Annotated in this window: 22 protein-coding genes and 1 tRNA gene; 16 read left to right on the forward strand and 7 right to left on the reverse strand. The window is 74.1% G+C overall.

The window, feature by feature from the left end:
- Window positions 1-47: 47 nt before the first annotated feature.
- Entirely contained in the window at window positions 48-818 is a 771-nt protein-coding gene (locus tag ABZ883_RS15040; protein WP_360906052.1) for a GNAT family N-acetyltransferase, read from the reverse strand.
- Window positions 819-972: 154 nt separating this feature from the next.
- Entirely contained in the window at window positions 973-2,316 is a 1,344-nt protein-coding gene (locus tag ABZ883_RS15045; RefSeq protein ID WP_360906053.1) for a tetratricopeptide repeat protein, read from the reverse strand.
- Window positions 2,317-2,577: 261 nt separating this feature from the next.
- Between ABZ883_RS15045 and ABZ883_RS15050 the strand changes: the two genes are divergently transcribed.
- A complete protein-coding gene (locus ABZ883_RS15050; RefSeq protein ID WP_360906054.1) occupies window positions 2,578-2,943 on the forward strand; it encodes a hypothetical protein in 366 nt (121 codons plus the stop codon).
- A gap of 31 nt (window positions 2,944-2,974) precedes the next feature.
- A complete protein-coding gene (locus tag ABZ883_RS15055; RefSeq protein ID WP_360906055.1) occupies window positions 2,975-3,829 on the forward strand; it encodes a fused MFS/spermidine synthase in 855 nt (284 codons plus the stop codon).
- A 15-nt stretch (window positions 3,830-3,844) separates the two neighbouring features.
- On the opposite strand, the gene ABZ883_RS15060 is transcribed toward ABZ883_RS15055, so the two are convergent.
- Complete coding sequence (locus tag ABZ883_RS15060) at window positions 3,845-4,420, reverse strand: hypothetical protein (RefSeq protein WP_360906056.1); 576 nt, start codon at window positions 4,418-4,420, stop codon at window positions 3,845-3,847.
- A 110-nt stretch (window positions 4,421-4,530) separates the two neighbouring features.
- Here ABZ883_RS15060 and ABZ883_RS15065 point away from each other — a divergent pair, with 110 nt between their 5' ends.
- The 4 genes from ABZ883_RS15065 to ABZ883_RS15080 all read left to right on the forward strand — a co-directional run bounded on the left by ABZ883_RS15065 (window position 4,531) and on the right by ABZ883_RS15080 (window position 8,679).
- A complete protein-coding gene (locus ABZ883_RS15065; protein ID WP_360906057.1) occupies window positions 4,531-5,208 on the forward strand; it encodes a response regulator transcription factor in 678 nt (225 codons plus the stop codon).
- Window positions 5,205-6,596, forward strand: a complete 1,392-nt coding sequence (locus ABZ883_RS15070; protein ID WP_360906058.1) for a HAMP domain-containing sensor histidine kinase — start codon at window positions 5,205-5,207, stop codon at window positions 6,594-6,596. Before ABZ883_RS15065 ends, ABZ883_RS15070 begins: the two co-directional genes overlap by 4 nt.
- Before the next feature lie 68 nt (window positions 6,597-6,664).
- Window positions 6,665-6,925 carry a hypothetical protein gene (locus tag ABZ883_RS15075; protein ID WP_360906059.1) on the forward strand — a complete coding sequence of 87 codons (261 nt, stop codon included), beginning with the start codon at window positions 6,665-6,667 and terminating at the stop codon, window positions 6,923-6,925.
- A 263-nt stretch (window positions 6,926-7,188) separates the two neighbouring features.
- Window positions 7,189-8,679: a cellulose binding domain-containing protein gene (locus ABZ883_RS15080; RefSeq protein WP_360906060.1), complete on the forward strand. Its 1,491-nt coding sequence runs from the start codon at window positions 7,189-7,191 to the stop codon at window positions 8,677-8,679.
- 120 nt (window positions 8,680-8,799) lie between these two features.
- Here the strand turns inward: ABZ883_RS15080 and ABZ883_RS15085 are convergent, their stop codons facing one another.
- Window positions 8,800-9,498: a TetR/AcrR family transcriptional regulator gene (locus ABZ883_RS15085; protein ID WP_360906061.1), complete on the reverse strand. Its 699-nt coding sequence runs from the start codon at window positions 9,496-9,498 to the stop codon at window positions 8,800-8,802.
- A 243-nt stretch (window positions 9,499-9,741) separates the two neighbouring features.
- Here ABZ883_RS15085 and ABZ883_RS15090 point away from each other — a divergent pair, with 243 nt between their 5' ends.
- The 7 genes from ABZ883_RS15090 to ABZ883_RS15120 all read left to right on the forward strand — a co-directional run bounded on the left by ABZ883_RS15090 (window position 9,742) and on the right by ABZ883_RS15120 (window position 15,964).
- On the forward strand, window positions 9,742-10,671 hold the full coding sequence (locus ABZ883_RS15090) for a phosphatase PAP2 family protein (RefSeq protein ID WP_360906062.1): 930 nt from the start codon (window positions 9,742-9,744) through the stop codon (window positions 10,669-10,671).
- 46 nt (window positions 10,672-10,717) lie between these two features.
- The gene (locus ABZ883_RS15095; RefSeq protein WP_360906063.1) at window positions 10,718-11,821 is read left to right on the forward strand and encodes a hypothetical protein; all 1,104 of its coding nucleotides are present in this window, start codon (window positions 10,718-10,720) and stop codon (window positions 11,819-11,821) included.
- On the forward strand, window positions 11,812-13,353 hold the full coding sequence (locus tag ABZ883_RS15100; protein WP_360906064.1) for a hypothetical protein: 1,542 nt from the start codon (window positions 11,812-11,814) through the stop codon (window positions 13,351-13,353). Before ABZ883_RS15095 ends, ABZ883_RS15100 begins: the two co-directional genes overlap by 10 nt.
- Window positions 13,350-14,690: an AAA family ATPase gene (locus tag ABZ883_RS15105; RefSeq protein ID WP_360906065.1), complete on the forward strand. Its 1,341-nt coding sequence runs from the start codon at window positions 13,350-13,352 to the stop codon at window positions 14,688-14,690. Before ABZ883_RS15100 ends, ABZ883_RS15105 begins: the two co-directional genes overlap by 4 nt.
- A gap of 87 nt (window positions 14,691-14,777) precedes the next feature.
- Complete coding sequence (locus ABZ883_RS15110) at window positions 14,778-15,146, forward strand: hypothetical protein (protein WP_360906066.1); 369 nt, start codon at window positions 14,778-14,780, stop codon at window positions 15,144-15,146.
- Between the two features lie 144 nt (window positions 15,147-15,290).
- On the forward strand, window positions 15,291-15,818 hold the full coding sequence (locus ABZ883_RS15115; RefSeq protein ID WP_360906067.1) for a bifunctional DNA primase/polymerase: 528 nt from the start codon (window positions 15,291-15,293) through the stop codon (window positions 15,816-15,818).
- Window positions 15,819-15,891: 73 nt separating this feature from the next.
- Window positions 15,892-15,964: transfer RNA gene (locus tag ABZ883_RS15120), tRNA-Lys, on the forward strand.
- Between the two features lie 3 nt (window positions 15,965-15,967).
- Here ABZ883_RS15120 and ABZ883_RS15125 read toward each other — a convergent pair.
- Together ABZ883_RS15125 and ABZ883_RS15130 are read right to left on the reverse strand one after the other, a co-directional pair.
- Window positions 15,968-17,266, reverse strand: coding sequence for a M6 family metalloprotease domain-containing protein (locus ABZ883_RS15125; RefSeq protein ID WP_360906068.1), 1,299 nt, complete (start codon window positions 17,264-17,266; stop codon window positions 15,968-15,970).
- A 3-nt stretch (window positions 17,267-17,269) separates the two neighbouring features.
- Complete coding sequence (locus ABZ883_RS15130) at window positions 17,270-18,430, reverse strand: M6 family metalloprotease domain-containing protein (RefSeq protein ID WP_360906069.1); 1,161 nt, start codon at window positions 18,428-18,430, stop codon at window positions 17,270-17,272.
- Between the two features lie 462 nt (window positions 18,431-18,892).
- Between ABZ883_RS15130 and ABZ883_RS15135 the strand changes: the two genes are divergently transcribed.
- On the forward strand, window positions 18,893-20,761 hold the full coding sequence (locus ABZ883_RS15135) for an EAL domain-containing protein (protein WP_360906160.1): 1,869 nt from the start codon (window positions 18,893-18,895) through the stop codon (window positions 20,759-20,761).
- A gap of 67 nt (window positions 20,762-20,828) precedes the next feature.
- Complete coding sequence (locus ABZ883_RS15140; RefSeq protein ID WP_360906070.1) at window positions 20,829-21,920, forward strand: LLM class flavin-dependent oxidoreductase; 1,092 nt, start codon at window positions 20,829-20,831, stop codon at window positions 21,918-21,920.
- 50 nt (window positions 21,921-21,970) lie between these two features.
- Here ABZ883_RS15140 and ABZ883_RS15145 read toward each other — a convergent pair whose 3' ends face one another.
- Entirely contained in the window at window positions 21,971-23,455 is a 1,485-nt protein-coding gene (locus ABZ883_RS15145; RefSeq protein ID WP_360906071.1) for an NAD-dependent succinate-semialdehyde dehydrogenase, read from the reverse strand.
- A 141-nt stretch (window positions 23,456-23,596) separates the two neighbouring features.
- On the opposite strand from ABZ883_RS15145, the gene ehuB reads away from it, so the two are divergent.
- Entirely contained in the window at window positions 23,597-24,514 is a 918-nt protein-coding gene (gene ehuB / locus ABZ883_RS15150; RefSeq protein WP_360906072.1) for an ectoine/hydroxyectoine ABC transporter substrate-binding protein EhuB, read from the forward strand.

A 24,514-nucleotide genomic window follows, 5' to 3' on the forward strand; every position in this document is an offset into this window, starting at 1 on the left:
ACACACCCCCGCACGCTCCGTAGTCCCCAGAGTACGGACGGGCACTGTCAGTCGCGGGCGAAGCTGTGGAAACGGCCGATGACGGTGAAGCCGCGGCGGCCGTACCAGTACCGCGGCCAGTCGTCGGCGTCGGCGATGAGGAAGCGCGTGGCGCAGCCCGCGTCGACGGCGCGGCGCAGGGCGGTGGACAGCACGGCGTCGGCGTAGCCGCGGCCGAGGTGGTCCTCGGCGGTGATCAGGTCCTCGATCTGGGCGATGCCCGCCACCGGGTCCATGTAGAGATCGGCCCAGGACGCGACGTCCCCCTCCGCCGTCCGGGCGCCGATGAAGGCGACGGAGTCCGCGCCGCGGCGCCGGGTCTCGCGGCGGTCCACGAGCTGACGGACGGCGTCGTCGCCGGCCCGCGGGAGGAAGCCGCGCCAGCGCCGCGCGAGGGGGAGACGGAAGGCGTCGAGTTCGACGTCCTCCGCCGGGCCGCCGTCCGGTACGGGGCCTGTGTGCAGCATCACGAGTTCGGAGGAGTGGCGGTAGCCGGCGCGGGTCAGGGGTCCGGCGCAGGCCGTGCCGGTCGCGTCGTCGAGCACGGTGATCGCGCGGTGCTTCAGGTGGACCAGCGCCTGGTCGGCGAGGGCGGGCAGTGCCTCGGGGTCGACGTCGCCGGGCACGCTGTTGACGACCACGCGGTTGTTGCCGTGGGAGTACGCGAACGCGTCGTCCAGTACGGCGAAGCCGCCGGGCAGCTCGACGGTGCGGACCGCCTGGCGGCGGGCGAAGGCGGTGAGAAAGGCGCGGATCTGCCGCAGTTCCGGTCCTGACATGGCATCAGCCTAGGCGGGGCCGCCGCGTTCGCGTGGGGAAACGGCACAACTGTGCGATACCGGGTCATCACGTCGGCCCCAGGGGCGAGTTCGCCCTCCCGGGCGCCGTAGGCAGATGCCCCCGCGCTCCACAACAAGGCACCGGGCGCGGCCCTCAGGCCGTGCGGGATTCCGCCTGCCGGCGCAGGAAGCTCGCGACGTCCGGGCGGCGGGCGTACGGCTGGAGGGTCTGGGCGGCCGAGGCGAGCATGCCTCGTACGCGCGGGGACTGGACGCGGCCCAGCAGGTCCAGGACGCGGGCGCCCGTGGCGGCGGCCTCGTCGACGCGACGCGCGCAGGCCAGGTTGCCGGCGAGTTCCGCGGTGTAGAGCGCGATGTTGCGGGTGAAGTGGGGGGCCTGGAGCCCGACGGCGCGGCGGGCGTGCTCCACCGCGCGGTGGTGGTCGCCGAGCGCGGCCCACGACTGGGCCTCCAGGCCCGCGAGTTCGGCCTCGCCGTAGAAGGTCATCCACTGCGGGTCGGCGTCGCGGGAGCCGCGGCCGAAGAGCGACTGGGCGCGCAGCAGGGCGCGTTCGCAGCCGGAGCGGTCGCCGAGCCCGGCCCGGCCGCCGGCCTCGCGCAGGGCCAGCAGGGAGAGCAGCCGGGGCGATCCCAGACCGCGGGCGGCTTCCTGGGCGGCCTGGGCGGCGCGGACGGCCTCGCGGGGGCGGCCGGCGTCGCGGGCGAGGAAGGAGGCGTTGCAGAAGGCGTGCGCCTCCAGGGCCTGGTCGCTGGCCATGCGGGCGGTGGCGAGGGCCTCGCCGTAGTACGAGCGGGCCTCGGCGTGACGGCCGGAGTCGTGGGCGAGCCAGCCGACGGAGATGGCCAGTTCGCCGGCGCCCGCGTGCAGGTCGTCGGCGACGGCCTGGCCGTAACGGCCCTCGTCCAGCAGGCGGTAGGCGGCGCCGAGCGAGTGGCCGGCCTGCCGGTAGAGCGCGCCGGCGCCGTGCCGGTCGTCGTGCAGCCGGATCTCGCGAACGGCGTCCTGCACCGCGCGGACCTGGGATCTGCCGACCCGCTGCACCGGCTCCGCCGCGGCCGGCGGCCCCAGCACCCACGTGGTGGCGATGGCGGCCGGGCCGCCGGTCATGAACGCGCGACGCAGCACGTCGCTCTCCTCATCGGGTTCGGGCTCACGGGGGCCGGCCGCCACCGTGAGCTGTGGTGCCGGGGCGCCGGCCGCACGCCGGCCGCGGACGGACTCGCGGGGCTCGAAGCCCAGGTCGGCGAGGCCGAGTCCGGGGAACATGTGCCGGAAGACCCGTTCGTACGCGTAGTTGGGGCAGCGGATCTCCCCCGACTCCACGCGTCCGATGTAGCGGGCGTCGCAGCTGACCTGCTCGCCGATCTCCCGGGCCGCGCGGCGGACGGCGGCGGCGAACTCACCGGGCGACCGGTCCGCGCGCAGCAGCCGGAAGGCGGCGTTGGGTGTGGTGGGGGTGGAAGGTGACGAGGGCATCGCCTGACTCCCGGGAGCGGTCGGTGCGGAGCGGTGCTTGTCGCGGTGCGCCGCCGGGCGGCAGCGGAGCGTAGCGGCAGGGGCGACCGTACTCGGTACCGGGAGGGGCAGAGCGCCGGTTTGGCTACAAAAGGGATATCTCACCCACCATCCGCCATGAAACGCCACCCTCCAGGCGTCACACGGGCGTTGCCGTTGACGCGGTGGGCGCGTTGGACAACAGGCAACCAACCGTGCGTCCGACTCCTAGGAGGACCCGCCTTGTTGGACGAGCCATGGGACCTGGTGACCGTCCCGGCCCGCCAGGGACTGGAAGCCGTGGACATCCTGCGCCTGCGGACCGGCCCGGTGCCGGGCCTGGGGCCCGTGCTGCACGACAGCTCGGGCGACAGCCTCGGCTTCCTCGTGCCGCCGGGCACGGCGGCCGGCTGGGACGTGCCGGGCAGCGCCTGCACCCAGACCTCGGGACGCGGCTTCGCGATCCCCGGGGAGCTGCGTGAGCCGCCGGTGACGGGCACCGACTGGCTGGTGCCTCCCCAGAACGACGCCCCCGTCACGGACCCGGCGGTGCTGCGCGCCGCGCTGGGCGAGGCGGCCCGGATGATCGAGCTCGCGGACCGGTTCTGACCGGCGGCGGCGCCGCGCCCATACTGGGTGCATGGCGCAGCGCAGGACGAAGGACCCGGAAGGGATACGCGAGCAGGTCGGCGGAGGTCTCGCCGAACTCGTACCGGACCGGGACCGGCCGCGCGGCCGCTCGCTGCTGATCGACGGCGCCCCGCAGTCGCACGTCGACCTGGACGACCCGGGCCACCTGGACTTCGCGTACCAGCGCCGGCTGGGCCATGTGATCGATCTCGCCGCGCCGCCCGGCCGCCCGCTCAAGGTGCTGCACCTCGGCGGCGGCGCGCTGACGCTGGCCCGCTACACCGCCGCCACCCGGCCGCGCTCGACCCAGCAGGTCGTGGAGGTGGACACCGCCCTGGTCGACTTCGTCCGGCGGGAGTTGCCCTGGGACCGCACGTGGCGCATCAAGGTGCGCGGCGGGGACGCCCGCGCGGGTCTGGCGAAGGTGGCCGAGGGCTGGGCCGACCTGGTCGTCGCGGACGTCTTCAGCGGCGCGCGCACCCCGGCCCACCTCACCAGCACCGAGTTCCTCGCCGAGGTGCGCCGCACGCTGGCACCCGGCGGGCTGTACGCGGCCAACGCGGCCGACGGCGGCCGGCTGGAGTTCCTGCGCGGGCAGATCGCCACCGTCAGGGCCTGTTTCCCGCACGCCTGCCTGGCCGCGGATCCGGCGGTGCTGCGCGGGCGGCGGTTCGGAAACGTGATCCTGGTGGCGGGCGACGGGGAGCTGCCCGTCGCGGAGTTCACCCGCCGGGTGGCCTCGGACCCGCATCCGGGGCGGGTGGAGCACGGGCGGGAACTGGACGCCTTCGCGGGCGGCGCGGTACCGGTCACGGACGCGACGGCGGCGGCGTCGCCGGCTCCCCCGGAGTCCGTGTTCCGTTGATGACGGCGCCGGGTCCTACGGGCCCCCGGCCGTGTACGTCTCGACGGTCGGCGGGTGCCCGTTCCAGGTGCAGAACAGCGAGGACGTGGTGCCGCCGGAGGTGAAGTCGACGCGGATCCAGGCGGACGCGGACTCGTTCCAGACCTTCATCTCCCAACCGGCCTCGGGGGTCGCGGAGACCAGGGTGGCCGAGGTGTCGCCCAGGTCGAGCACGACCCGGCCGCCCTCGACCGGGTAGCTGTGGACGTTGCCGGTGGCGCCGGTGGCGGAGGACGCGGGCGTCGGGGTGCCCGGCGGCCGGGCGGGCGCGGAGACCGACGGCTTCACGGCGGGCGACGTGCCCGGAGCGGTGGCGGTCGGTGTGCGGGCCGGGCTCTCGCGGCGCCGGGAGGCGGAGGCGGAGGGCGCGGACGGCGGCGGGGACGAGGGCGGCGGAGGCGCCGACGCGGCCGCCGGCTCCGCGAGGGGCAGCGCGCGCGGCGGGTCGTACGCGGTGCCCGCGAGCACATGGTGGACGCCGAACCAGGACATCGCGACGGCGGCGCTCGTCGCCAGTGTCCACGCTCCGGCGTGCGCCAGTGCTCTTCGCATGCGCCCATACTGCCGGACGCGCCCCTTCCGGGGAGTTGAGGGTTGCGCACGCGGCCCGGACGTGCTCGGACCCGCCCGGGGCGTCCCCCGGATGGGCTAAGTTGCGGGCCATGGCAAGTGTGCTCGTCGTCGAGGACGACCAGTTCGTGCGCTCCGCCCTCATCCGGCACCTCACCGACGCCACGCACTCCGTACGGAGCGTGGGCACCGCCCTGGAGGCGCTGCGCGAGGTCGCGCAGGTCGGCTTCGACGTGGTGATCCTCGACCTCGGCCTGCCGGACCTCGACGGGGCCGAGGCGCTGAAGATGCTGCGCGGCATCACGGACGTACCGGTGATCATCGCGACCGCGCGGGACGACGAGTCGGAGATCGTCCGGCTGCTCAACGCCGGTGCCGACGACTACCTGATCAAGCCGTTCTCGGTCGAGCACCTGTCGGCCCGCATGGCGGCCGTGCTGCGCCGCTCGCGTGCCCGCGAGGCCGCGGAGGTGATGCGCGTCGGCGGGCTGCAGATCGACGTCCTGCGCCGGCAGGCCGTCCTCGACGGCACGCCGCTGGACCTGACACGGCGTGAGTTCGACCTGCTGTCCTTCCTGGCGGCCCGGCCCGGGGTGGTGGTGGCGCGGCGCGAACTGCTGTCGGAGGTCTGGCAGCAGTCGTACGGCGACGACCAGACCATCGACGTCCATCTGTCCTGGCTGCGCAGGAAACTGGGCGAGACCGCCGCCCGCCCCCGGTACCTGCACACCCTGCGCGGGGTGGGCGTGAAACTGGAGCCGCCGCTGTGAGATGGGCCCTGGTCAAGGTCTGCGTCGCGGTCACGGCGATGGTCGTGGTGGCCTTCGCGGTGCCGCTGGGACTGACGGTCAAGGAGATGGCGCGCGACCGCGCGATCGGCAACGCCGAACGCCAGGCCGCGGCCATAGGCCCGGCACTGGCGATCACCACGGACCGGGTCCAGCTGGAGCGCGCCGTCGCCTCCACGCAGGCGGGCGCCGACGGCCGGATCGCGGTGAGCGTGCCGGCCACGGAGGGCACCGACGGCGTGCGGATCGGCCGCCCGCACGCCCCGGGCGCCGACGTGGAGCGGGCCTCCCGGCTGGGCCGGGCCGCCACGGTGCCGGTCCCCGGCGGGTACGCGCTGCTCCAGCCGACCGCCGTCGGCTCCGGATCCGTGGCGGTGGTCGAGGTCTACGTCCCGGACGGCGAGGTGACCCGCGGGGTCACCACCGCCTGGGCGGTGCTCGCGGCCGTCGGCGTGGGGCTGATCATCGGGGCCGTCGCGGTCGCCGACCGGCTGGGGACCCGGATGGTCGGCCCGGCCAAACGGCTCGCGGACGCGGCCAACGGACTCGGCCGCGGGGACCTGACGGTGCGCGTCCCGGAGGACGGCCCGCCCGAACTGCGCTCGGCCGCCGTCGCGTTCAACGCCATGGCCGACCAGGTCGTGCAACTGCTCGCCAACGAGCGGGAACTGGCCGCCGACCTCTCCCACCGCCTGCGCACCCCGCTCACCGTGCTGCGGCTCAACGCCGCCTCGCTCGGCGACGGCCCGGCCGGCGAGCAGACCCGGCACGCGGTCGCCCAGCTGGAGCGCGAGGTCGACCAGATCATCCGCACCGCGCGCGCCCAGCAGGCGCAGGACAAACCGGTGGCGGTGGGCTGCGACGCGGCCGCCGTGATCCGCGAGCGGATGGCCTTCTGGTCGGCGCTCGCCGAGGACCAGGGCCGCGAGGCCCGCACGGCCGGCGTCGACCGCCCGGTACGGGTCCCGGTGGCCCGCGCCGACCTGGTCGCCTCGCTCGACGCGATGCTCGGCAACGTCTTCCGCCACACCCCGGAGGGAACCGCCTTCGCGGTGGACGTGCACAGCGGTGAGGACGCGGTGATCGTCCTCGTCTCCGACGCGGGCCCCGGCATCAACGACCCCTCCGCCGCGATGCGTCGCGGCCAGGGCGCGGGCGGCGACGGCTCCACGGGACTCGGCCTGGACATCGTGCGCCGCCTCGCGGAGTCCACCGGCGGCGACGTCCGCATCGGCTCCTCGGTGCTGGGCGGCGCCGAGATCCGCGTCTGGATAGCCCTGCGCCCCTACGCGTCGGGCGGCAAGCGCACCCACCGCGTCGTCCGCCGCCGCCGCGGCCGCCGCCCGGCGGGCGCACGGCCCGCCGGCTGAGCCGGTGGAGGGGCACATGGAGATCTGGTCGGTCGTGGAACGACGCCGACCGTGCGCGGTGGACGCTCGTGCCCTTCAGAAGCGTCGGACCGCTCCGGTTCGGGATGAGCCCCGAGGACGCGACCGAGGTGATGGACGCAGGCGGCTTCGAGGCCGAACCGGACAACCCGTTCCGGCACGGGCCCCTGACACAGCGGGTCCACTACCGCGTGAGGGGCGGGCAGCTCCATCAGCTCGCGGTCACGGCCTACTTCAGGCAGTCGGGTGAACTGGCGTCCGTCGCGGTCGACGCCCTTCGCGGGCCGCAGGTGAGCTTCGACGGCATGTAATCCGCCCCCAGCGGGCCCGCGACCGCCTTCTGACGCGGGCGTTCTTCACCGCCGGGTACGACGACTGGGCGGACACCCTGTTCGACACCGTCCCGGCGCAGGAGTGGGGCTTCCGCTGACGCCGCCACCGCGGCCACCGCGGCCACCCCAGGGACCTGGTGCCTCAGGCGTCGCTTAGCCGCACCTTAAGTGCGTCATAAGAAATCGAACGCACGCCCGGCTCGGGGCGTTTGTCCGAATACCCCTCGGTAGCGTGCCGGTTCATGAGGAACTCACATCGTCGTCGCCCCACGCGCAAGGCCGCCCTTCTCGGTGGCCTCACCGCGGGCGCGGTCGTCGCGGCCGGCGCCTTCGCTCTCGCGGGGTCGGCGCAGGCCGCCACCGTCGGTGCCGCGTACAGCAGGACCAGCGACTGGACCACGGGCTACACCGGCCAGTACGAGATCAGCAACTCCTCGGCATCGACGCTGTCCGACTGGACGCTGACGTTCGACCTCCCGGCGGGCACCAGCATCAGCTCGCTGTGGAACGCGACCTGGACGGCGTCGGGTCAGCACGTGACCGTGCGGCCCGCGAACTGGAACAAGGACATCGCCGCCGGGCAGTCGGCGCAGGTGGGCTTCGTCACGAAGTCCTCCGCGACGGCGGGCAACCCCCTCAACTGCCGGATCAACGGCGCGAAGTGCTCCGTGGACGACGGCGCGCCCGCCTCCCCCTCCGGCCGCCCCACCGCGTCCGCCACTCCGACGGCAACGCCCTCCCCCTCCCCCACCCGGACCGCGACGGCGACGCCGACCCCGACCCGGACCGCGACCCCCACGGCCACCCCCACCGCGACCGCGCCCCCGGCCTCCGGCACGACCGCCCGCTTCGCCCCGTACGTCGACACCTCGCTGTACCCGGCGTTCGACCTGCTCGCGCACTCCAGGTCGACCGGTGTGAAGCAGTACAACCTGGCGTTCGTCACGGACGGCGGCGGCTGCACCCCCAAGTGGGGCGGTGTGACGGACGTGGCGGCCGACGCGGTGGCCGCCCAGATCGGCGACCTCCGCAAGGCGGGCGGCGACGTCCGCGTCTCCTTCGGCGGCGCGTCCGGCTCCGAACTGGCGACCACCTGCTCCTCGCCCGCGGCGCTGGCCGCCGCCTACGGCAAGGTCGTCGACACCTTCGGGCTCACCAAGGTGGACTTCGACGTCGAGGGCGGCGCCATCGCCAACGCCAACGCCAACTCCCGGCGTGCCAAGGCGATCGCGCAGCTCCAGGCGGGCCACAGCGGCCTGGAGGTCTCCTACACCCTGCCCGTCATGCCGACCGGCCTCACCCAGGACGGCGTCAACCTGCTCGCGGACGCCAAGGCCAACGGGGTGCGCATCGCCGCCGTCAACATCATGGCGATGGACTACGGCGCCTCTTTCAGCGGCGACATGGGCGGTTACGCCATCGACGCCGCGACGGCCACCCAGGCGCAGGTCAAGAGCGTGCTCGGGCTGTCGGACGCGGCCGCCTGGAAGGCGGTCGCCGTGACGCCGATGATCGGCGTGAACGACGTCAGCAGCGAGGTCTTCAGGGTCGACGACGCCTCGCAGCTGGTGGCCTTCGCCAAGTCCAAGGGGCTGGGCTGGCTGTCGATGTGGTCCGCGACCCGCGACCGGCAGTGCCCCGGCGGCGCGAAGAACTCCGCCGACGCCACGTGCAGTTCGGTCGTCCAGGACGCGAGCGCGTTCTCGAGGGCCTTCGCCGCCTACAACGGCTGATCCCGCGGGATCACGCCGGCTCCTCCGGGGGTCACCGCCCCCTCACCAGCCATCTCCCGATCCCCCCACACGAGCGCCCCGGCCGGCAGTTCACATCCGCCCCGGCCGGGGCGCTCTTCTTCATGTGCGGGGCCGCACGGGCCCGTTCAGCAGTCCGTCCAGGAGCGCGGCGAGCCCGGCCTCGTACTGCGCGCGGCCCGACTCCTGCGCGGCGCTGAGCTCGGGGGCCAGGCCGGTCAGCGACGGGTAGCTCTCCGCGGGGAGTTCGGCGAGGCGCTCGCGGATCTGCTCGCGCAGATTGACCTCCTCGTCGCACAGGGCGCGCTTGCGGCGCACGGCCCACATGGCGGAGCCGACCGTGTACTGCATGAGCGCGACCTGCCCGGCGGCGGCCGCGGCGGGCTCCAGGCCGGCGGAGCGCAGCAGGCTGAGCATGCGGTCGATGACGGACAGCGCCTCGTCGCCGCGCAGCGGACGGCTCGCCAGCAGCTGGAGGGCGGCGGGATGTTCGCTGAAGAGGCGGTACACCCCCACGCAGAGCTCGATGAGCTGCTCGCGGGGCGCGCCGGTGTCCGGGGGGATCTCGATCTCGCCGAGCAGCCGCTCGTTGACGGCGTCGCTGATCTCCTCCTTTCCCTTGAAGTGCGAGTAGACGGCCATCGTGCCCACGCCCAGCTCCTGGGCGAGCGCGCGCATGGTGAAGGCCTCGGGCCCGTCACGGTCGAGCAGCGCGACGGCCGCGTCGAGGATGCGGTCGGGGTTGAGCGTGTTGCGGGGGACGCGGCGCCGTGGGGAGCGGGCCGGCGGGGTGACAGTCATGAGGGATGCGTGTCCGGTCATGGGGAGCGGTCGGTGAGCGGTTTCCTTGATTCTCCCGCGTTCACAGGCAACCCATGACGGTCGCGCGGCGTCTTTTCGCACGCGTTCACGAGCACACATAGTTGAACCTCGGACGAACCAGGAGTTACCGGAATAGGCGGGGGTGGTGTTCAGGTTGCCTAGCGTACGTCGTACGGTATTCCGCATGACCTCTCACAAGGAGAGAACGGGGAGAACGGCCCGATGACCATGACCACCACCGCGCCACGAGCCGCCGCCTACCGGGGCGGCCTGCGCTGGTGGACCGAGCTGCCGCTGATCGCGGTGGTGTACGGCCTCTACACGACGGGACGCCTCCTGGTCCGCGGGGACGTGGCGCGGGCGGTGGACCACGGCATCGCCATACTCCACCTGGAGACGGCGCTGACCCTGGACCCCGAACGCTGGCTCAACACCCTCTTCAGCCGTTACCGGGCGCTCGGCATTCCCGCCGACTTCTGGTACGCCTCCCTGCACTACGTGGTCACCCCCACCGTGCTGGTCTGGCTCTGGCGGCGACGGCCGACCGTCTACCGCTTCGCCCGCACCTGGCTGATGACCTCCACCCTCATCGGGCTGATCGGCTTCACCCTGGCGCCGACCGCCCCGCCCCGGCTGCTGGCCGGGGGGCACGGCTTCGTCGACACCATGGCGCAGTACGGCTCCTACGGCTGGTGGGGCGGCGACGCGAGCGCCCCGCGCGGCCTCGGCGGGCTCACCAACCAGTACGCGGCCATGCCCAGCCTGCACGTCGGCTGGTCCCTGTGGTGCGGCATCGTCCTTTGGCGCCACGGGCGCACCCGCTTCGTGCGCGCGCTCGGCATCGCCTACCCGCTCGGCACGGTGCTCGTCGTCATGGGCACCGCCAACCACTACTTCCTCGACGCCGTCGCCGGCGCGGCCGTCATGGGCCTGGGCTACCTGCTCACGCGGCCCTTCCTGCGCGCCGTGGACGGCCTGCGGGACGCGGTCACCGCACGGTTCGCCGGTCCGGCGCGGCCCGTCACCTCCACCGTCGTCGCCTCCTCTCGCGCCACCGCCCCGGCGGAGCCCGCGGCGGAGCGCCCGGCCGGTCACGCGGCCGTCCCGGCCCAGCGCGCGGCCCGCCCACCCGCACGGGAATCCCACGGCTGAACCGCGGTGGCCCCCGTTGTCGGTGGGGAGTGCGAGACTTGCGCGGGTGAGCACTACGCACGATCTGCGAGAGCGGTTGGCGGGGCTGCGCGGCCCGGGTACCGACCCGCGCCCGTTGGACGCACGGGCACTGGCGGCGCTGGCGGCGAACCCGGGCTGCCGGCGCCGGGCCCTGCTGGACGCCGCGGGGGTGGACAAGGCGGCCGTGGCCGGCGTGCTGGGCAATCCCGCGCCGTTCGGGCAGTCGCAGTTCGCGTTCATCCGCGGCCACGCCTTCGAGGCCCGGGTCAAGGGGAACGGCTGCGCCGAACTGCTGCGCCTGCTGGGCGCGCCCGAGGACACCGAGGTCGCGCTGCCCGACCTCACCGCACCCGGCCCCGAGGGCCGCGTGGCGCGCACCCGCCTCGCCCTCAAGGAGGCCACCGCGGCGGCCCGGTGGACGGTGCTCGACCATCCGCTGCTGGCCCTCGAGGTCGCCGACTCGCCCGTCTACCTGGAGCCGGACGCGATCGCCGTGCGCCCCGACGGGTCGTGGACGGTGATCGAGGTCAAGTCCTTCCCGATCCTGGACGGTTCGGCGGACGCGGTGAAGGTCGGCGCCGCCGCCCGGCAGGCCGCGGTCTACGTCCTGGCCCTGGAACGGCTCGGTTTCGGCACCCCGGACCACCGGGTGCTGCTGGTGTGCCCCAAGGACTTCTCCAACCTCCCGGTCGCCGAGGTCGTCGACGTCCGCAAGCAGCTGTCGGTCACCCGGCGGCAGCTCGCCCGGCTCACCCGGATCGAGGAGATCGCCGACACCCTGCCCGAGGGCACGAGCTTCGACCTGCGGCTCGCCGACGACCGGCGCACCCCCACCCGCTCCGCGGCGGAACTGCGCGCCGCGGTGGAACTGCTGCCGGCGGCGTACGCCCCCGAGTGCCTGGCCAGTTGCGAGCTGTCCTTCCACTGCCGCGACCAGGCCCGGGCCTGCGGCGCCGTGGAGGCGCTGGGCCGCGGGGTCCGCGCGGAACTGGGCTCGCTCACCGACGTCGAGCAGGTGCTGGCGGCCGCTCTCGGCGACAGCGGCGCCGAAGCCGGACCCGACGACCCCGCCGTGGCCGCGCTGCGTCGCGCCGCCGCCCTCCGTGCGGAGGCGCTGGGATGTCGCTGATCTCCGTACTGGCCAGGGCGGAGGCGATGGCGACCGGGCGGGCGACCCCGCTCGCGACGGTGCGCCACCGCCATCTGTCGGACCGGCCGCTGGTCCTGGTGCCGCTGACGACCGCCGGCGAGGTCGGCGCGCCGCTGGGCGCACTCGTCGGGACCGAGCGCGCCGAGCCCCGGCTGCTGACCGTGCCGCAGCCGCGCGACCGCGACCTGCGCTTCGCGTTCCTCGCCGAACTCGCCCAGATCGTGCTGCCCTACCTGGAGAGCTTCGCCGACGACACCGAGACCGAGCCCGCGACCCGCAACCGGGAGGAGTCGGAGGTCTGCGCCGACGCGCCCCAGCTGCTGGTGGCCAACTCCGCGGCCGTGGAGTACGTCCGGCTGCTCGGCCGCTCCACCCGCTTCCGCCGCACCGCCGAGGACGACCCGGACGAGCCGCACCCCGTACCCGCCCGGGTGCCGCTGCTCGGCCGGTGGCTGACGCACTACGGGGAGCGCGCCCGCACCCCCGGCTCCTCGCTGCTGCTGTCGGCGACCGAACTGCTGACCCGGCACTGGGCCACCGGCCAGAGCAATCTGGAGGACCAGCACCTCGGCGCCCTGCTGGCCTGGATCGCCCCGCCCGAGGACGTGCCGGGCGCCGAGGCGGCACGCCGCGCGGAGAGCGGACGCCGCGCCGACGGGCTGCTGGAGTGCCCGCCGGCCGGACCCGCCACTGACCCCGTGTTCGACAACACGGTGCTCGCGCCCGCCACCGCCCGCTTCGACGCGGGCATCCCCGGCGCGGCGGACGAGATCGCCGCGCTGCTGGACAGCCAGATGCGGCCCACCTGGGACGCGATCTGGCGCTCCGTCGACCTGCTGCGCGCGCTCCCCGAGGGCGCCCACGTCGAGGAGCGGTGGAAGCGCGACCGCTGGTCGTACACCTCGCACCGGGACCGGGTACGGGCCGGGGAGCCGCCGCAGCCGCGCCGCGACGACGCGGTCTCCGCGGCGCAGAAGCTGGCCGGGCGGGAGACCGCTCAGGTGCGGCTGGAAGCGCAGGAGGCGCTGGACGACCCGCTGGAGATGGCGGGCCGGCGGCTGGCCGGCCAGGCGTTCGCGGGCGAGGTGACGGACGTGCTGATGGCGATGAGCGAGGGCAAGATCCCCAAGCCGCGCCCGCTGGTGACCGTGACGACCGAGGACCGGCCCCATCTCGACCCGGACGCCAAGGTCTACCGCGCCCTGCCGGACGGGCGTACCCAGCAGGCGCAGTTCGTGGAGTGGGCCGGGCCCGGCGCCGTGCTGCTGCGGGTCGTCAACGGCATGGGGCGGTCCAAGGTCCCCGACCCCGGCACCGTGCCGGAGCCCGGGGACGGCGTGTGCTGGACGCTGTTCGAGCACGCCCCGCGCGGCGGCGCCGCACTGCCCGATCCGGAGGACACCCCGTGGACCCACGGCGGACCGCCGGGCGCGGCGGGAGCCACCGTCGCCGGCACTCCCGCCGCGCCCGCCGAGAGCGCCGACCCCGCGACCGCAGAGGACTACCTGTGAGCCCGAGCCCGGTGAGCGAGGCGGCCCGCGCCGCCGACGCCGCGACCGAGCGGATCCTGCACGACACCCTCCACGGCACGCACCGCGGCGTGGTCGTGGACTCCCCGCCCGGCGCGGGCAAGTCCACGCTGGTGGTGCGCGCCGCCCGGGAACTGGTGGCGGCGGGCGAGTCCCTGATGGTGGTCGCCCAGACCAACGCCCAGGTCGACGACCTCGTGGACCGGCTCGCGACCGCCGACCCCGGCCTGCCCGTCGGGCGGCTGCACGGCAGCGACTCCCCGCCGGACCCGGCGCTCGACCGGCACCCGTCGGTGCTGAGGTCGACCAAGGCAGCCGACCTGAAGGGGGCGAAGGTGGTGATCGCCACCGCGGCGAAGTGGGCCTTCACCGCGGCCGCCAAGGACGTCGAGCCCTGGCGGCACGCGATCGTCGACGAGGCGTACCAGATGCGCTCGGACGCGCTGCTCCAGGTCGCCGGGCTGTTCCAGCGGGCGCTGTTCGTGGGCGACCCGGGGCAGCTCGACCCGTTCAGCGTGGTGGGCTCCGAGCAGTGGGCGGGGCTGAGCTACGACCCGTCGGCCAGCGCGGTGGTCACCCTGCTGGCCCACAACCCGGGGCTGCCGCAGCACCGGCTGCCGGTGTCGTGGCGGCTGCCCGCCTCGGCGGCACCGCTGATCTCCGGCGCCTTCTACCCGTACACCCCGTTCCGCAGCGGCACCGAGCCCGGTGAGCGGCGGCTGTCCTTCGGCGTGTCCGGCGACGGATCCGGCCCCGACCGCGTGCTGGACGAGGCGGCGCTGTCCGGCTGGGGGCTGCTGGAGCTGCCCGCCCGCCGCACCCCCCGCACGGACCCGGAGGCGGTGCGCGCGGTCGCGCTGGTGACGCGGCGGCTGCTGGACCGCGGCGGAGTGGCGCACTCCGAGCGCGGCACGGCCCCGGTCGGCCCGGACCGGATCGCGGTGGGCACCGCGCACCGGGACCAGGCGGCGGCGGTCCGGGCGGCGCTGGCCGACCTCGGCGTCCGGGGTGTGACGGTGGACACGGCCAACCGGCTCCAGGGCCGGGAGTTCGACGTCACCGTGGTGCTGCACCCGCTGTCCGGGCGGCCCGACGCCACGGCCTTCCACCTGGAGACCGGCCGGTTGTGCGTGCTGGCCTCGCGGCACCGCCACGCGTGCGTGGTGGTGTGCCGGGCGGGCGTGCCGGAGCTGCTGGACGAGCACCCGTCGACGGAGCCGGTGCAGCTCGGTGTGACGGTGAAGTTCCCGGACGGCTGGGAAGCTCATCACGCGGTGCTCTCCCACCTCGCCGAGCACCGTGTGACCTGGCATTCCTGACGCGACCCCGCCCACTCCCCGCCTCCCGGAGGTCCTCTTGCGCGAGGCGGGACAATGGAAGGCGCCGACGAACCTGGAGGTACGTACATGTCCGAGCCGCAGTCGGCTCACGACGCGGCGGGCAAGCCGCCCGCCCCTCGGCTGAAACCCGCCCAGCTGCTCTTCGAACCGGCGGCGATCGCCGAGGACGAGGAGCACTTCTTCGACCTGGAGTCCATGGAGGACCCCCGGGAGCTGCTGGCGCGCTCCACCGAGCTGGCGCTCGCCTTCCGGGCCGCCGCGGACCGCGCCACGGAGTTCCAGGCCATGGCCGCGGCGCAGCTCGCCGATCCCAAGCGGTTCGACCGGCTGGTGCCGGCGGCGATCGCCGAGCAGGCGGGCTGGTCGGAGGACTACGCCAAGCGGATGATCGAGTTCGGCCAGGGCCTGCTGCAGGGCGGCCCCAGCACCTCGTAACGCACGCATATATGCGGTCGGGGCACGGTACCCGACCAGCGGCCCGCCTGTCCCTCCTTCTACCGGATTGGCGTAACGAAACGTTCACGCACGGTAGTTGTATATGTCATGAGTGATGGGCAGTGGCATACATGGCCGGGGGGCATGATCGATTCTGCTTCCTCAGGCGTACCCGACGCGGCGGCCCCCGCCGCGTACCGGCACACGCAGTACGTGACCCCCGACGGGGCCGACTGGCTGGCCTCCGCCAGCTCCTTCCCGCGCAGCGTCCGCGCGCTGTGGTCCGCCCGGCCCACGGCTCCCACCGTGCTGCCCTGCGGCACGGCGTTCGACGTGGTGAACCTGCCCGCGCTCCTCGGCCGCCGGGTGCTGGAGCAGTTGTGGTCCGCGGGCCCGGGCTCCGGGCCGGCCGCCGAGTGCCGCGGGCGCATCCTGCTGCTCGTCGCGCCCGGCGCCGCGCAGCGGCTGCCCGCCCTGCTGTCCTGGGAGGAGTGGGGCAGACCCGTGCCGCCCCTGCTCTGCCACGGCGAGGGCGACTCGGTCTCCCTGCCCCCGCCCTACGCCGACTGCTCCACCGCCCGCTCCCGCTGGCTCGTCGCCCCCGACACCCGCCGCCCCTGGCTCCCGGGCGCCGCCGAGGTGCTGTGGGCCTGCGTACGGGCGGCTTGCTGACCGGCCGGACGGGCATCCGAATATCGATTTTTACCGGCCCGCAAGCGGATGCTAATCTCTACGACGTGAGCGAGCGCCGCTAGCTCAACTGGCAGAGCAGCTGACTCTTAATCAGCGGGTTCGGGGTTCGAGTCCCTGGCGGCGCACCTTCATCGACGGGCGTCCTCCCTCCGGAGGGCGCCCGTCGTCGTGTGCGCGACAGCACGCTCGGCACCCCCCTTCTCCGTCCGCCACGGGTGGCGGTTGGTGACCCGTACGGTCCAGCCGTCGTCGTCCCGGTCGTGGGCGAGGACCTCGACGGTGAGACCGGAGGCGGGATCGGCGAAGTGCTCGCCGGGGCGGAACGGCGCGTCGTTCAGGGAGTTGAACGAGGCGCTGCTGTACTCGCAGGCCCCGGTGGCCGGGTGGGCGTCGCGGACGGTGACGGGTCCGTGGCCCGAGTCGACGTCGGTGCGGATCCGGTAGACGAGGACGCCCTCACGGCAGGCCTCGACATCGTTGCCGCGGGCCGCGCGGGCCTCGACCACGTAGGCACTGGTACGGCCGAGCGGGACGACCACCGCCTTGCGGCCGCCGGCGACCTCGACCGGGGAGAGCCGCACCAGGTGCGTGGTGGCGTCGCGGACGCAGAGGATCTGCGCGTCGTCGAGCCAGCCCAGACGCCACTTGTGCCAGGCGAACAGGTCGCCCTGGAGCCCCCAGTCCAGGGACATGCTGTCCCACTGGCCGGCCAGGCGGTCGGTGCGGCCGAACTCGTCGACGGAGTACAGGTCGGGCAGCCCGAAGGCATGGCCGTTCTCGTGGCTGAGCACCCGTGCGCCCGACTGGTCGTGACCGTATATCAGCGACACCCGGTCCAGGCGGGCGCCGTCGTCGGTGGTTGCCGCGGCGGCGCCGGTCCAGGTGACGGACAGGACCGCCTGGTCGGCGGGCGGGCCCGCGTTGGGCGTGACCAGGACGTTGACCAGGCTGTAGCCGGAGAAGTCGACGGCCTTGTCGGCGACCCGCAGCAGGTCGCGCATCATCGCGGTGTGCGCGTTCCAGCCGTAGCCGCGCCCTATGCCGTACGCGGAGAAGGGGCGGGGCATGCGGATCCAGCGGAGCACCGGTGTGGAGGCGTAGCGCAGCCTGCCGTACGAGGCCCGGTGGAACCACTGCCGCACCGCGGGGAAGAACTCGCGGTAGCGCTCCTCCGCCGGGTAGGGGGCGCGCTTGTCGGGGAAGTCGACCATGAGCGTCAGGGCGCGCACCTCGCCGGTGGCGGCGGCGAAGTCGTGCCCGCCGCCGCCGAAGCCCTCGGACATGGCCGTGCCCGGCGCCGCGCGCAGGGCGCAGGGCCGGTCGGCGGGCGGCAGGCCGGCGGCCGTACCGCTGCGGGTGACGGCGCTGCTGCCCGCCGCGAAGAGCAGCACGCAGGCCGTGACGGCCAGCGCCCTCGATCCGCGCACCGCCTAGCCCTGCGTGACCCGGACGGTCCAGGAACCGTCCTGGTGGCGGGCGATGACGTCGATCCGCGAGTCGGAGCCGACCTGGTACCCCTCGCCCGCGCGCAGCGGCGCGTCGGCCAGCGGCGGATAGACCGAGACCGGCGAGCAGCGGGAGGTGCGCGGGTGGCCGTCGATGACGTCCACCGGCCCGTCGCCGGAGGCGACGTCGGCCCTGACCCGGTACAGCAGGACGCCCTCGGTGCAGGTCAGCCGGTCGTTGCCGGTGGCGGCGCGGACCTCGACGGCGACGACGGACTTGAGCCCGGCGGGCACGACGAGGAGCTTGGTGCCGCCCGCGCGTTCGACGGGGGTGACCCGGTAGGTGTGCGTGCCGCTGTCGACGACGCAGTGGACCTGTGAGGAGCGCAGCCAGCCCAGCTTCCACTTGTGCCAGGCGAACAGGTCCGGTGCCAGTCCGAACTGACTGCCCATGATGTCCCAGTCCCCGACGTGGGTGTCCCAGTCGGCGCGGCTGCCGGCCGGCGGCCGGTAGTACAGGTCGGGCAGGTCGAAGGCGTGACCGGTCTCGTGCGCCAGCACGTTGACGTCCGGCGGGTGGCTCTCGAAGACGGTGACGAAGCGGCGCAGTTCCACGCCGTCCGCGTGCAGCGGCGAGCCGAGGCTGACCACCTTGGTGGCGTCCGGGTCGACGCCGGGGGCGTCGGGGTCGGCGACGAGGTAGACGACCTTGTAGCGGCGGAAGTCCACGCGCCGGTCGGCGGCCGCCACCGCGTCGGTGAGGAAGCGCGAGCGCACGGGGGAGCCCCAGTCGCGTGCTATCGCGTACGCGGTGGAGGGCAGCGGCATGCGCAGCCAGACCGGCACGACGTGCGGACGCAGCCGGAAGGCACCGTAGGAAGCGCGTTCGAAGTACTGGGCGGTGGCCGGGAAGTGGTCCTCCGCCAGCTGGTCCGGGGTGAGGCTGGGCCGCGCGTCGGGGAAGGACAGGAAGATCATCACCGCGTCGACGTCCCCGTGGGCCCGCGGGTAGGAGGGGTCCCTGGACGACACGCCCTCGGAGTGGTGGGCGGTGCCCCGGGGCAGTACGCAGACCTCACCGCCGGCGCCCCCCGCGGAGGGTCCGGTGACCAGGGTCCAGGCGACCACGGCGGCGAACACGCTCATCGCCGCGACGGCGGCCCGCAGTGCGCGACGGGCGGCGCGCCGGGAGTCACTCCTGCGAACACGCCGATGCGCACGTATGGGTAGCCCTGGCAGCGGCACGTGGACCTCCCGGACGGTGTCGGGACACCCACATCACGCTGCTATGTTTTGCGGTGGTTCGCCCCCTTGTGCTGCTCCGCCCGGGTTACCGTCCGATCACTACAGTGCGTAATGAGTGACGAAAAACGATCAATTCAATTCACGACGCGATGAGAAATGACCAACGCCACACTCCGCACTTCGAGAATCACCGCGACGGCGGTGGCCGCGCCATTCGGGAAACCTCTATGATCGGCACATTTCCAGCATGAACACCGCCCCTTGGCGGACATCCGATCCCTCCACGGCCATGTGTGCGAGACGACAGCAATACGGGAGTCAGCGATGGGCGGACCCGCGGGAGGCCCCGACCTCGACCCCGAGATGACGGCCCCCACAGTCACTCAGTGTCATGCTCCGGCCCCGGAACGGTCAGCCTCCGAGGCCCACGACTACCGCGCCGCCTTCAACGTGGCGCGACTGCCGATGGCGCTGATCGGCACCGACGGACGGGTCCGCGAGGCCAATCCGGCGCTCGCTCAGCTGCTGGGCGCCGACCCGGGCCGGCTCACCGCGCTCACCGCCGCCGAACTCGTCGGCCTCGCGGGGGGCGCCGGCCCCGACGACCGGCCGCCGGCCCCGCAGCCGGAGCACGCACGGGCGGCTGAGCCCACAGAGCACGCCGAGGGCACCGAGGACACCGAGAGCCCCGAGAACGCGGCGAGAGCGGAGTACGCCGAGTACGAGGCCGTACTCACCGGCCGCCGCGAGGAGTTGCGCCGCACGCGGCCGGTCCGCGGGCCGGACGGCCGCACCGTGTGGGCCGAGGTCGTCGTGGTGCCCGTCCCCGGCGGCGGGCTGCTGTCCGTGGAGGACCTCGGCGAACGGCACGAACTGCGCGAGCAGCTGCGGCATCTGCGCATGCACGACCCGGTCACCAAACTCCCCAACCGCCAGCTGTTCTTCGAACGCCTGGCCACCGCGCTGGAGGGCGCCGGCAGCAGGACCGGCCGGATCGGCCTGTGCTACCTCGACCTCGACGGCTTCAAGGCCATCAACGACACCCTCGGCCACCGCACCGGCGACCGGCTGCTCAAGGCCGTCGCCGACCGGCTGACCGACTGCGCGGCGCGGCTCGGCCGCGGCGGGACGCTCGTCGCCCGGCTCGGCGGCGACGAGTTCGCCGTCCTCGTCGAGGACTCCACCGGCACCGGGCAGGCCACCGCGCTCGCCGAGTCCGTACTGACCGCGCTACAGCACCCGTTCGACCTGTCCGGGCACCGGCTGGCGGTCTCCGCGAGCATCGGCGTGGTCGAACGGGAGGCGTCGGGGACCACGGCCACCGGCATCATGCAGGCCGCCGACACCACGCTGTACTGGGCGAAGGCGGACGGCAAGGCGCGCTGGACGCTGTTCGACCCCGAGCGCAACGCGCACCGCATGACCAAGCAGGCGCTGTCCAGCACGCTGCGGCAGGCCGTGGAGCGCGGGGAGTTCGTCCTGGAGTACCAGCCGCTGGTCGAGCTGGGCAGCGGCGCGCTGCGCGGCGTCGAGGCCCTGGTGCGCTGGGAGCACCCGCACTTCGGGCTGCTCGGGCCGAACCGGTTCATCCCGCTGGCCGAGGAGAACGGCTCGATCGTCCAGCTGGGCCGCTGGGTGCTCGCCGAGTCGTGCCGCCAGGCACGGGAGTGGCAGAAGGACCACCCGGACGACCCGATCTTCGTCAGCGTCAATGTGGCGGTCCGCCAGGTCTGGGACTCCGACCTGGTCGCGGACGTGGCGGAGATCCTGGACGACACCGGGCTGCCGCCCGAGCTGCTGCAACTGGAGCTGACGGAGTCGGCGGTGATGGGCTCGGCGGGCCGGCCGCTGCAGGCCCTGCACGCCCTGCACGAGATGGGCGTGCACATCGCCATCGACGACTTCGGCACCGGCTACTCCAACCTGGCCTACCTCAGCCGGCTGCCGGTCTCCGCGCTGAAGCTCGACGGCACGTTCGTCCGCGGCTTCCGCGACACCCTGCACCCCAACCCCGCCGACGAGACGATCGTCGAGGCGCTGGTGCAGCTCGCCCACCGGCTCGGGCTGACCGTGACCGCCGAGTGCGTGGAGAACGCGGAACAGGCGGAGCGGCTGCGGCGGATCGGCTGCGACACCGGCCAGGGGTGGCTGTACTCGCGCCCCGTCCCCCCGGAGCGGATCGCCGAACTGCGGCGGGACGGCGGGACCGGGGAGCGGGCACCCGGGGAATAGGCGGAGCCGCTCTCCGGTTGTGCCTGGCCGTACGCAGCATCGACCGGCCAGGAGGCGACCGACCGCCGTGGAGACGAACGACCCCGTGCGAGGCAGCGCCCTCGGCACCGCACCCGTGCCCCTGTCCGTGCTCGACCTGGCGACCGTCGGCGCGGGCCTGACCGCGAGCGACGCGCTGCGCACCGGCGTCGAGCTGGCCCGGCTCGCCGAGGCCCGCGGCTACGAGCGCTACTGGGTCGCCGAGCACCACTCCATGCCCGGGGTGGCCTCGTCCTCGCCGGCGGTGATCCTCGCCCATCTCGCCGCGCACACCGAGCGCATCCGCCTGGGGTCAGGCGGCGTCATGCTGCCCAACCACGCCCCGCTGGTCATCGCCGAGCAGTTCGGCACGCTGGAGGCGCTCGCCCCGGGCCGTGTCGACCTCGGGCTCGGCCGCGCGCCGGGCACCGACGGCGCGACCGCCGCCGCGCTGCGCCGCACCGACCGGCTGAACGAGAGCGCCGACGACTTCCCGCAGCAGCTCGCCGAGCTGGTGCGGTTCCTGGACGACGACTTCCCGAGCGGCCACCCGTACGCCCGCATCCACGCCATCCCCGGCCCCGTGCAGGGCACCTCCCCCGGCGGTGTGCAGTCGCCCGCGCGGCCGTCGGTGTGGCTGCTCGGCTCCAGCGGCTTCAGCGCCCGGCTGGCGGGCGCCCTCGGCCTGCCCTTCGCCTTCGCGCACCACTTCTCCGCGGCGAACACCGTGCCGGCGCTGGAGCTGTACCGCGAGTCCTTCCGGCCGTCCGCGGTCCTGGACAAGCCGTACTCCCTCATCGGCGTCGCGGCCCTCGCGGCGGACGACGAGAAGGAGGCCGCCCGGCAGGTGCTCACCGGAGCGCTGTCGATGCTGCGGCTGCGCATGGGGCGCCCGGGCCTCGTCCCGACCCCCGAGGAGGCCGAGGCGTACGAGTTCAGCCCCGCCGAGCGGGAGTTCGTCGACTCCTGGCTGGTCAACATCGTGCACGGCACGGCCGAGCAGGTCCGCGACGGGCTGAACGCGCTGGTGCGGCGCACGGGGGCGGACGAGCTGATGCTGACCGTGAACGCGCACAGCCCGCAGGCCCGCCTGCGCTCGTACGAACTGGTCGCCGACGCCTACGGACTTCCCGCGGCCTGACCACCGGCGCCGGCCGGGCGGGGGGCGGTGCCCCCGGCCGGCGGTCCGCGTCACACGTCGACGGCGACGTACTTGATCTCCAGGTACTCGTCGATGCCGACGAAACCGCCCTCGCGCCCGATGCCGGACTGCTTGACGCCGCCGAAGGGCGCCGCAGGGGTGGACACCACGCCCTTGTTGAGGCCGAGCATGCCCGTCTCCAGCCGCTCGGCGTAGCGGATGCCGCGCCGCAGGCTCTCGGTGAAGACATAGGAGACGAGGCCGAAGACCGTGTCGTTGGCCAGCCGGATCGCCTCGTCGTCGTCCGTGAACGTGACGACGGGCGCGACGGGCCCGAAGATCTCCTCGCGGAGCATCGCCGCGTCCGCGGGGACGTCGGCCAGCACGGTCGGCGGGTAGAAGTACCCCGGCCGGCCGGACAGCGGTTCGCCGCCGGTAACCACGCGGGCCCCGACGCCCACGGCGTCGCGCACCAGGCGGTCGACCTTGCCGAGGCCGGCACTGTCGATGAGCGGGCCGACCTGCGCGTCCGGCTCGGTGCCCCGGCCGACGACCATGGAGCCCAGCTTCTCGGCCAGCCGCCCGGTGAACGCCTCGGCCAGGTCCTGGTGCACGTACATGCGGTTGGCGGCGGTGCACGCCTCGCCGATGTTGCGCATCTTGGCGATCGCGGCGCCCTCCACCGCCTTCTCCAGGTCCGCGTCCGCGCAGACGATCAGCGGGGCGTTGCCGCCGAGCTCCATGGAGGTGCGCAGCACGCCCGCCGCGCTCTGCCCGATCAGCTTCTGCCCGACGCCCGTGGAGCCGGTGAAGGAGAGCTTGCGCAGCCGCGGGTCCTCCAGCAGCGGCGTGGACACCTCGCCGGGCCGTGAGGTGGTCAGGACATTGAGGACACCGTCGGGCAGCCCGGCATTGCCGAGGATCTCGGCCAGGGCCAGCATCGACAGCGGTGTCTGGTGGGCCGGCTTGACGATCATCGTGCAGCCGGCGGCGACGGCCGGCCCGATCTTGCGGGTGCCCATGGCCATCGGGAAGTTCCACGGGGTGATCAGCAGCGCCGGTCCCACCGGCTGCCGCATCACCCAGATCCGGCCGTTGCCGTCCGGCGCGGTCGCCCAGCCGCCGTCGACGCGGACCGCCTCCTCGGCGAACCAGCGGAAGAACTCGGCGGCGTAGAGGATCTCGCCGCGGGACTCGGCGACCGGCTTGCCCATCTCCAGCGTCATCAGCAGCGCGAGATCGTTCTGCCGCTCGACGATGAGCTCGTACGCGCGCCGCAGGATCTCCCCGCGCTCGCGCGGCGCGGTGGCCGCCCAGCCGGCCTGCGCGGCGGCGGCCGCGTCCATCGCGGCACGGGCGTCCTCGGCGCCGGCGTCGGGCACGGCGCACAGCGGCTGCGCGGTCGAGGGGTCCTCCACCTCGTACTCCCGGCCGTCCTTCGCCGGCCGCCACCGGCCGCCGATCAACAGCCCCTTCGGTACCCGCTCCACGACCAGCTGCTCGCGCTTGGCGCTCATGTCGGTGCTGTCGCTCATCGCGGCTCCCTGCCTCTCGCGAACGGTCCGCGCAGTCGGGTACCCCTCAACACTCGCACGAATGCCTCCCGTGCGCCGGGGTAGGCGCGGCCCTCGTGCGGTCGGGTACCGCACGGCGACGAACTACCGGAGGTCTGGCACATGACGGAGCGCAGCGACACCACCCGGCGGGGATTCCTCACGCGCACCGCGGCGGCGGGCGCGCTGGCGACGGTCCCCGGGCTGCTGTCGGCGTGCAGCCGCACGCAGGTGGGGACGGGAGCGCCCACCGGCGACGGCGACCTGCTCGCGCGGCTGAGGAAACAGGGCTACGTGCGGGTGGGCTTCGCCGGCGAGGCCCCGTACGGCTACCAGGACGGCGGCCGGCTGGAGGGCGAGGCACCGACCCTGCACCGGGAGATCTTCAAGGCCCTGGGGGTGCCGGAACTGCGGCCCACCCTCACCGACTTCGGGGCCCTCATACCCGGGCTGAGCGCCGACCGCTTCGACGTGGTGAGCGCGGGCATGGCCATCACCCCGGACCGCTGCCGCAAGGTGATCTTCTCCGAGCCCGAGTTCGTCTCGCCGACCTCGCTCATGGTCCGCGAGGGCAACCCCGAGGGGCTGAGCGACCTGGCCTCCTGCGCCCGCGAACAGGCCACGGTCGGCGTGCTGACGGCCGCGGTCGAGGCGGGCTACGCGGATGCCGCGGGGGTCCCCTCGTCGCGGGTGAAGGCGCTGGCCAAGCAGCAGGACGGGGTGGACGCGCTGCTCGCCGGGCGGATCGACGCCTTCGCCCTGACCGGGATCTCGCTGCGCTGGCTCGCCCGGACCAACAAGGGCGCGGCCGTGGAGGTGCTGGCCCCCTTCCTCCCGGTGATCGGCGGGAAGAAGCAGTACAGCCCGGGCGGCGCGGTGTTCCGTCCGGGAGCCGAGGAGCTGCGCGACGCGTTCAACGGGCAGCTGCAGAAGATCACCTCCGACCCCGACCACTACACCGGGCTGATCGGCCGGTACGGCTTCACCAAGGCGGAGGTGCCACCGGCGAATCTGCGGACCGCCCGGCTGTGCGCCGCGTGA

This window comes from Streptomyces sp. NPDC046977 (assembly GCF_040644455.1).
Taxonomy (GTDB): Bacteria; Actinomycetota; Actinomycetes; order Streptomycetales; family Streptomycetaceae; genus Actinacidiphila.